Origin of the sequence: Cytobacillus massiliigabonensis, assembly GCF_900199725.1 — a bacterium.
GTDB lineage: Bacteria > Bacillota > Bacilli > Bacillales > Cytobacillaceae > Cytobacillus > Cytobacillus massiliigabonensis.
Map to the genome: position 1 here is coordinate 456,701 of NZ_LT904904.1, position 8,333 is coordinate 465,033.

At 39.6% G+C, this 8,333-nt stretch carries 9 protein-coding genes; 7 read left to right on the forward strand and 2 right to left on the reverse strand.

All coding sequences use genetic code 11. From position 1 onward, the window contains the following. Positions 1–269: 269 nt before the first annotated feature. Positions 270–1,973 carry a methyl-accepting chemotaxis protein gene (locus C1726_RS13510; RefSeq protein WP_102273640.1) on the reverse strand — a complete coding sequence of 568 codons (1,704 nt, stop codon included), beginning with the start codon at positions 1,971–1,973 and terminating at the stop codon, positions 270–272. 640 nt (positions 1,974–2,613) lie between these two features. Between C1726_RS13510 and spoIIID the strand changes: the two genes are divergently transcribed. The 7 genes from spoIIID to C1726_RS13545 all read left to right on the forward strand — a co-directional run bounded on the left by spoIIID (position 2,614) and on the right by C1726_RS13545 (position 7,597). Then, on the forward strand, positions 2,614–2,886 hold the full coding sequence (gene spoIIID / locus C1726_RS13515; protein WP_102273641.1) for a sporulation transcriptional regulator SpoIIID: 273 nt from the start codon (positions 2,614–2,616) through the stop codon (positions 2,884–2,886). 399 nt (positions 2,887–3,285) lie between these two features. After that, positions 3,286–4,287: a rod shape-determining protein gene (gene mreB, locus C1726_RS13520; protein ID WP_053478575.1), complete on the forward strand. Its 1,002-nt coding sequence runs from the start codon at positions 3,286–3,288 to the stop codon at positions 4,285–4,287. 251 nt (positions 4,288–4,538) lie between these two features. Continuing rightward, on the forward strand, positions 4,539–5,366 hold the full coding sequence (locus C1726_RS13525) for a flagellar hook-basal body protein (RefSeq protein WP_102273642.1): 828 nt from the start codon (positions 4,539–4,541) through the stop codon (positions 5,364–5,366). Positions 5,367–5,393: 27 nt separating this feature from the next. Next, a complete protein-coding gene (locus tag C1726_RS13530; RefSeq protein WP_102273643.1) occupies positions 5,394–6,236 on the forward strand; it encodes a flagellar hook-basal body protein in 843 nt (280 codons plus the stop codon). 36 nt (positions 6,237–6,272) lie between these two features. Further along, the gene (locus C1726_RS13535; RefSeq protein ID WP_102273644.1) at positions 6,273–6,545 is read left to right on the forward strand and encodes a DNA-directed RNA polymerase subunit beta; all 273 of its coding nucleotides are present in this window, start codon (positions 6,273–6,275) and stop codon (positions 6,543–6,545) included. A gap of 142 nt (positions 6,546–6,687) precedes the next feature. Further along, a complete protein-coding gene (gene fabZ, locus C1726_RS13540) occupies positions 6,688–7,110 on the forward strand; it encodes a 3-hydroxyacyl-ACP dehydratase FabZ (protein ID WP_102273645.1) in 423 nt (140 codons plus the stop codon). 160 nt (positions 7,111–7,270) lie between these two features. After that, positions 7,271–7,597: a hypothetical protein gene (locus C1726_RS13545; protein ID WP_102273646.1), complete on the forward strand. Its 327-nt coding sequence runs from the start codon at positions 7,271–7,273 to the stop codon at positions 7,595–7,597. Positions 7,598–7,653: 56 nt separating this feature from the next. Here C1726_RS13545 and C1726_RS13550 read toward each other — a convergent pair. Further along, a partial coding sequence (locus tag C1726_RS13550) for an IS3 family transposase (protein ID WP_142385117.1) occupies positions 7,654–8,333 on the reverse strand: 680 nt, incomplete at its 5' end.

Below are 8,333 nucleotides of genomic sequence, written 5' to 3' on the forward strand. Positions count from 1 at the left end.
AAACCCCGCCAATGGCGGGTTTTTTGCTTATCATTTGACTCTGTTCTTACGTTGTTTGAAAAATAAACGGAAAAATTCCGCTTAAATTGAGAAATACCGATATTTCCTTAAAAATAAGGGGAGTTTTTCCGGTTAAAGTAGCCAAATCGGTGGATTTTGTCTTATTTAGAGCAGTTAAGCGGAATATCTCCGCTTATTTCTGCTTCCTAAGCCTCGTCTCTCTATATTAACCGGAAATTCTCCGCTTAAAAATTCTCAATCAACAAAGTCTATAATTTAAATTGATTCACAATCATTCTAAGCTCATCAGCCATTTGACTGAGGACTGTTGTAGAGGATGAAATTTCTTCCATGGTTGCATTTTGTTCTTCTGCAGCAGCAGCCACGTTTTGAGACCGTTCAGAAGCCTCATTTGAAAGATGTGCTACTTCATCCATGGTATGCTGCATATTTTGCGTGCTTGCATTCACTTGCTCAATTACAGCAGAAATCTCTTCCGTTTGAGCGGAGACCTCGCTAACCATACGAGCGATTTCCTGGAAGCTGGATTGAGTCGTCTTAGCCATCTCAATGCCATTTTCCACATTTTGAAGGGATTCCTCCATAGCTTGATTCGCTTCCATCACTTCTTGACGAATGACCCCGATCAGATTGCTGATTTCGCCAGCTGCACCGTTAGACTGCTCTGCTAGCTTGCGAACCTCATCAGCAACTACAGCAAATCCTTTTCCATGTTCTCCAGCACGTGCCGCTTCAATGGCTGCATTCAATGCTAGCAAGTTTGTCTGATTTGTAATATCAGTAATCAATGTGACAATGCGCTCAATTTCCTTTGACTTTTGCTCAAGGGAGTTGACAATTTGCGCTGTTGACTTTGAAGAATGCTGAATATCAACCATCTTATCCATCGTGTTATCCATGATTGCAGTTCCTTCAACCGTTGCTTCTGTCGTTTCAACGGCCAGATTAGATACATTGGCAACAGATTGAGAGGCTTGATTCATCCCTTTGCCTATTTCCTCGATCACTTTGCGGCTCGTATGGGTGCTCTCTAATTGGACGGATGAGCCCTCTGATATTTCCATAATGGCTTCTGTTACTTGTTGCAGAGAATTTGATGTTTCTTCAGCACTTGCAGCAAGCTCTTCTGAAGTAGATGCAACCAGTACTACATTTGAATCAATGCTCTGAACAATTTTTATTAATTTGTCGAGCATTTGGTTAAAGCTTCCCGCCATCTCACCAATTTCATCACGGTTCTTTATCTTTAACTCGCCAACAGTTAGATCGCCTGTAGCCATTTGTGTGAATTTCTCAGCCAACCTAACAATTGGTTTTTGGATAAGATGTAAGATGAAAATAATCATTGATATGACGAAAAGGATAGAAAAAAACACCAATACTATCATAATAATAGTGTTATTTTTGTATAATTGAGTTCCTTCCTCTTCAATTGTAGATGCTTGCTTTTCATGCATAGAGGCGAGGTTATTGATATCTTTATCCATTGCTTCATATAAAATCTGAGCATCATAATATTGTAATATGGCACTATCCACTTGGTTATTAATCTTAAGCTCGCGTGCTTCATTTGTTGCCTTTAAGAATGTTTCCCATTTTTTGCGGAGGCTTTTGCCGATAGCCTTAGCCTCTTCGCTTTTTAAGCTTTGTTTCTCATAATCATCAAACATTTGGTTAACTGTTGATTCAACCTCATCCATTTTCTTTGAAAATTTATTGCTATGCTTTGAGTCGCTCGCCAATAAATATTGTTGAGCAGTTGAAAAATAACGTTCTGTAGTAAATTGTATATCGTCAATTTGTCTAATACCAATAATAACTTCTGTGTTAATTACATTTGCATTCTTATTTAATTTTGATGAAGTTGTAAATGATAACGCACAAATAACTCCTATTAACAATAAAAATACGCCGAAGATGATAACGATTTTCTTGCGGATGGACCATTTCATTCCTGCATTCTCCTTCACTGATGAGTGTATTTAATGTTTATTCGAAAATGCCTTCACGATATGTATGTGTGGCTTTAGAGTGTGCATTCAGATGCATGTATCACTCCAAAATAGTTCTCTAATTAATATTTCGACAAAAACCGCTATTTTTTAATGGATTAATCATAATATGAACTAAGTTAATTAGAAAGACATTTTTTTTTAAAAAAGTCAAACGAAAAATCTGACGTCTATTGACAAATTTCTTGGGAAATAACCGTTTTTCGTCAAATTCCTTTTTCTTTTGTAAAAATGGTGCTTGAAATGTATTTTGGTTTATTGAACAAATTTTCAAAAAATTAATCGAATACCTTGTCCCTATTATGTATTTCATGCATATATAAGCAACCAAGCTAATAGACTGTTACTAACCTTACAAAGAGAGTGTTTGAGGTGAGGAGTCGTTTGAGAAATAATAGTGCATATGCTTTAGGACATGTTTATTCATCGCAAGTTCAGAAGGCGTTTTGCTTCTGCCGCATGGAGGAATAAGAAGAATTGATTTTTAAATAATGAAAACGTGCGGAATGGTGTAGCGGTCAAGGTGAAAAGCGAGTCTCATTTCACACTTCTCACATCCAATTTAGGGAGGGCGAGTGGTGTGCACGATTACATCAAAGAGAGAACTATCAAGATTGGAAAGTATATCGTGGAGACGAGAAAAACGGTTCGCGTCATTGCGAAGGAGTTTGGCGTATCCAAAAGTACAGTCCATAAAGATCTAACAGAAAGACTTCCTGAAATCAATCCCGAATTAGCCGTTGAGGTGAAAGAAATCCTAGATTATCATAAATCAATCCGCCACTTAAGAGGGGGAGAAGCGACAAAAATGAAATACAAAAAGGAGGAGATGGAAGGGGAGCCCATTAAGTAAATGGATAAATTCAATCACTATTAAAAATAGCTGCAATAAGGGCAATTGGCAATGGGCTAATTGCTTTTATTTATTGGGGAAACTTAGAAAAATGAATTCACATATTTCCTCTCTTTTACCCCCTCCGACAAAAACCAGCAAAAATCCCAACAATTTTTGACAAATCATTATTTAAATCCCAATGAGTGTGGTAGAATATAAAATTAGGATAGAACTTGGTTCGTATAATCAAATGAGCATCTATGAAGCAACAAATAATAAAAGCGAAGTTCGCTTAAAATAGCTTAAACATAAGAGATTGTGCTTGGCTGGTTTTCTTTAAAAAGCAGACGCCTAGCGCTTTTCTTATGAGCCGGGGCGGACAAGAAAGGCCAAAAGTGCAAGGAGGAAAGAGTAGGAATGTTTGCGAGGGATATTGGTATTGACTTAGGAACGGCTAACGTGCTTATTCACGTAAAGGGCCGTGGCATTGTATTGAATGAGCCATCTGTTGTAGCGATCGACAGAAACAATAATAAAGTTTTAGCTGTAGGTGAAGAGGCACGCCGCATGGTCGGGCGTACACCTGGAAATATTGCAGCTATTCGTCCATTAAAGGACGGCGTAATTGCAGATTTTGATGTGACAGAAGCGATGTTAAAGCATTTTATAAATAAATTAAATGTGAAAGGTTTTTTATCTAAGCCTCGCATTCTAATTTGCTGCCCAACTAACATTACAAGCGTTGAGCAAAAGGCAATTAAAGAAGCAGCCGAAAAAAGCGGCGGCAAAAAAATCTATTTAGAAGAAGAACCGAAAGTAGCAGCAATCGGTGCTGGAATGGATATTTTCCAGCCTAGCGGGAATATGGTTGTTGATATTGGCGGAGGAACAACAGACGTAGCTGTATTGTCAATGGGCGATATTGTTACCTCTTCATCGATAAAGATGGCGGGGGATACTTTTGATAGTGAAATCCTTCAATATATTAAGCGTGAGTACAAGCTTCTAATCGGGGAAAGAACAGCTGAAAATATTAAAATTAATATTGGAACGGTTTTCCCAGGTTCAAGAAGTGAAGAAATGGAAATTCGCGGCCGTGACATGGTTTCTGGTCTTCCAAGAACGATTACTGTACGTTCAGAAGAGATTGAACTTGCACTAAGAGAGTCGGTTGCTGTCATCGTTCAGGCTGCAAAAAGCGTCCTAGAACGCACACCTCCTGAACTTTCAGCAGATATTATCGACCGCGGTGTCATCCTGACAGGCGGCGGTGCTTTGCTTCATGGCATTGATACATTGCTTGCTGAAGAGTTAAAGGTACCGGTCTTAATTGCTGAGAATCCAATGGACTGTGTGGCAATTGGAACCGGAATCATGCTTGATAACATCGATAAGCTTCCTAGAAGAAAGCTTGGATAATGTGAAATAGCCTGCCTTTTATGGCAGGCTATTTTCGATGAAGGAATTGAAGTTCTTTCTGGAAATGGACGAGATTGGAGAAATCATTTCGAAACGAATTTGCATAAATCTCCTATTTCATACTTTTTCCTGTAAAATTTTAATGTATATTTTGCGGATTTTTTTTATAATAGAGGTAATGTCAAAAAAAGTTTTGCAAATAGGCGATTAATCTACATATTTAATCGATTAATATGATGAGGTGAACATTGATGTTCAGAGGATTTTATACAGTTGCGTCCGGAATGCTTACGCAGCAAAGAAGGACGGAAATGCTGACGAATAATATGGCAAATGCAAATACACCAGGATTTAAAGAAGATCAAGCATCGTTAAGAGCATTTCCTGAGATGCTTTTACAGCGAATGGATGATCAAGGCGTGAATATTCCAACTGAAAAAGGGCTCAATCTTCCTTTTAATAAAAGAATTGGCTCTCTTAGCACAGGTGTCTACATGCAAGAGGCGATCCCTGCCTTTAAGCAAGGCGATTTAAAGGAAACAGGACTCGGGACAGATATGGCGCTTTTAGACGTCTCAATGCCTGTGAATGGCTCTGTATTTTTTGCGGTAGCTGGTCCAAATGGGGAAACACAGTATACAAGAAACGGCAACTTTACTGTTGATGGGCAAGGCTTTTTAACGACTGCAAGCGGTTTGCGGGTATTGAATGATGCTGGAAACCCAATCCAGCTGACTAGTGATCAGTTTACAGTCAATGAAAATGGCATGCTTTCCGGTGAAGGCGGCGTAACAGCAAGACTTGGCATCGGCTTTGCCGAAGATGCAAACCGTCTTATTAAGCTCGGAGACGGGCTGTATCAAACGGAGGATGGAAATGCGTTAGCAAATGCTTATAATGAAGCTGGCGCGCAATTTAAGCTGCAGCAGGGCTACGTAGAGCGCTCTAATGTGGATGTAAGCAGAACGATGACAGATATGATGACAGCTTACCGTGCCTTTGAAGCTAATCAAAAGGTATTGCAGGCTTATGATAAAAGCATGGAGAAAGCGGCAAATGAAGTTGGCAGAATCGGCTAATTTGTTTTAAGGGAAGGAGGATGAGCGATGAATAGAACAATGATTACAGCGACGAACACGCTTTCACAGCTGCAGAAGCAGATGGATATTGTCAGCCATAACATGGCAAATATTGATACGGCTGGCTATAAGCGCAGAGAGGCAAGCTTTACCGATCTTTTGTTTCAGCAATTTAATAATCAGCAAAATGCGAATGCAGAAGCAAACCGCTTGACGCCAAATGGGATTAGACAAGGGGTTGGCGCAAAGCTTGCTCAATCTAAGATCGTTATGGCACAAGGAAGCATCAAAAATACAGATCGTGCCCTTGATGCTGCATTCACAAAGGAAGGTCAATATTTCCGGGTGCTGGAGCAAAGTGAAAGCGGGACAGCCATTCGCTACACAAGAGACGGTGCTTTCTACTTGTCCCCGCTCTCAGATACAGAAACCATGCTTGTTACGGGGAATGGCTTTCCGGTTTTGGATGAAAATAATAATCCGATTACGATAAACGGACAAGTAAATGAATATGAAATCACGACAAATGGGCGTTTAATTGCAAAAATGGATAATGGCGGGACAAGTGAATTCAATCTAGGTGTTGTTCAATTAAATAAACCGCAATTCCTTGAGCAAAAAGGCGGCAACCTTTTAGGCCTGCCGGAGAATATGGCAGAATTAAATGTGCCTATGAATGAAATCTTGACTGAGCTGAACGGTCCAATGCGTAATCAAATCTCGATTCAGCAGCGTGCACTGGAACAATCAAATGTAGATATGTCCAAAGAAATGACAGATCTGATTAATCTTCAGCGTGCGTATCAGTTCCAGTCTAGATCCGTTTCAATTGCAGATCAAATGATGGGATTAGTGAACGGAATTCGTTAATGTGAAACGTCCATCAGCGAAAAAGGGGAAAATAAAATGTCGATAAACAACAATAATCAAGAAGCAGCGAAATCGCGTGAGCAATTCAAAAAAGAGAATAACCTCAAACCGGCGAAAGTGCGCAGACGACGCATTCGAGTGCGCATCCTGCCGATCTGGCTGCGGATTATCATTGTTGCGGTTTTAATTTTTCTAAGTCTCATCGCTGGTGCGGCTGTCGGTTACGGTGTTGTCGGGAATGGAGAAGCAAAGGATATTTTTAAGAAATCAACATGGACGCATATTGTTGATTTGATAGAAAAAGAATAACGTAAAACGAGAGATGAGGGGCATTTGCCTCTCATTTTTTTGTAACGGAAAAATGGTTGGCTAGCCTCCAATCTATACATGCACTGTTTTTTTTAGTAAAATGAAAATAAGATATAACCTATTACTAGTAGGAGGTACTAATATGTTGGATATTACGAAAATTAAAGAAATCATTCCCCATCGCTATCCCTTTTTGCTTGTTGATAAAATTCTTGAGGTAGAAGAAGGGCAGAAAGCGATTGGAATCAAAAATGTGACGGCAAATGAGGAATTTTTCAACGGGCATTTTCCGGAGTATCCTGTGATGCCAGGTGTGCTTATTGTTGAAGCGTTGGCACAGGTTGGAGCTGTTGCTATGTTAATTAAAGAAGAAAATCGCGGCCGTCTTGCCTTTTTTGGCGGAATTGATAAATGCAGATTTAAAAGACAAGTCTTGCCTGGCGATCAGCTGCGCCTAGAAGTTGAAATCATCCGTGTGAAAGGACCGGTTGGCAAAGGGAAAGCTGTTGCTACGGTTGACGGAGAACTCGTTTGTGAGGCAGAAATTACGTTTGCTTTGAAATAATCAATATTCCAGCAGAAAACCAAGATATACCATGTGATAAAGCCAGCCTCTTAAAGGGTTGGCTTTATTTTTTATGCAAGTTGCTGCGTATTTTGGGAACATTAACAGGAGACCACTATAAAAGAGGTCACAAAAAACATTCAGGAAAGGAGTTTTTCTCATGAATAAAAAGCTATTAAGCATTATTGGAGGGTCCCTGCTTACGGCAATGCTGTTAACTGGTTGTGCAAACAACGACCAAGAGCCGCCTCCAGAGGACAACAATGTCAATGAGCCTGGCACCAATGACAACAATGGTATGAATAATGGAAACGGTACGGGCACGGATACAGATTTAAATAATAACAACGGCAATGGCTTAAATAATGATAACAATGATGTTAACACAGGTAATGATGGGGACATCATGGAAGACAACAATGATGCTGGCGAAGATCTAATTGAGGATAATTTAGATCAAAATGATAATGATAACAAAGACAGATAATTATTGTAGAAAGGGACAGGGGCACTGAACTGAACCCAAAAAGTTAGACATGGGGTTTAGACAGCTACTTGGGCATGAGTTCGGTATTGCACTGGACTCATGCCTTTTAACTTTGCCTTAATCCGTTTGTGGTTATAATAGTGAATGTATTTTTCTAACTCTATTTTAAAATGCTCCACACTCTCGAATTTCTTCAAATAAAGCAATTCAGACTTTAATAAGCCAAAGAAGTTCTCCATGACTGCGTTATCCAAGCAGTTCCCCTTACGGGACATACTTTGAATGATACCATGTTTTTTTAATGCAAATTGATACTGCTTCATCTGATAATGCCAGCCTTGATCAGAATGGAGGATGGGGGTTTCTCCCTCGTTTAATCGCTCAATGGCCTTGTCCAACATTTTAGAAACAAGTGGATATACAGGGCGTTGCTCTATATTATAAGCTATTATCTCACCATTATATAAGTCGAGAATGGGCGATAAATATAGCTTTTCCCCATGCAGGTGGAATTCTGTCACATCCGTCACCCACTTCTTGTTAGGCTTAGATGCATGAAAATCCCGTTCTAATATATTAGCTGTAGTTTTGCCTACTTGTCCTCGGTATGACCGATATTTTTTCATTCGAACGAGACATTTTAATCCCAGCTCATTCATTAGACGTCGGATCGTTTTATGATTGATTACATACCCTCTGTTGCGTAATTCTAATGTAATCCGACGGTAACCATAAC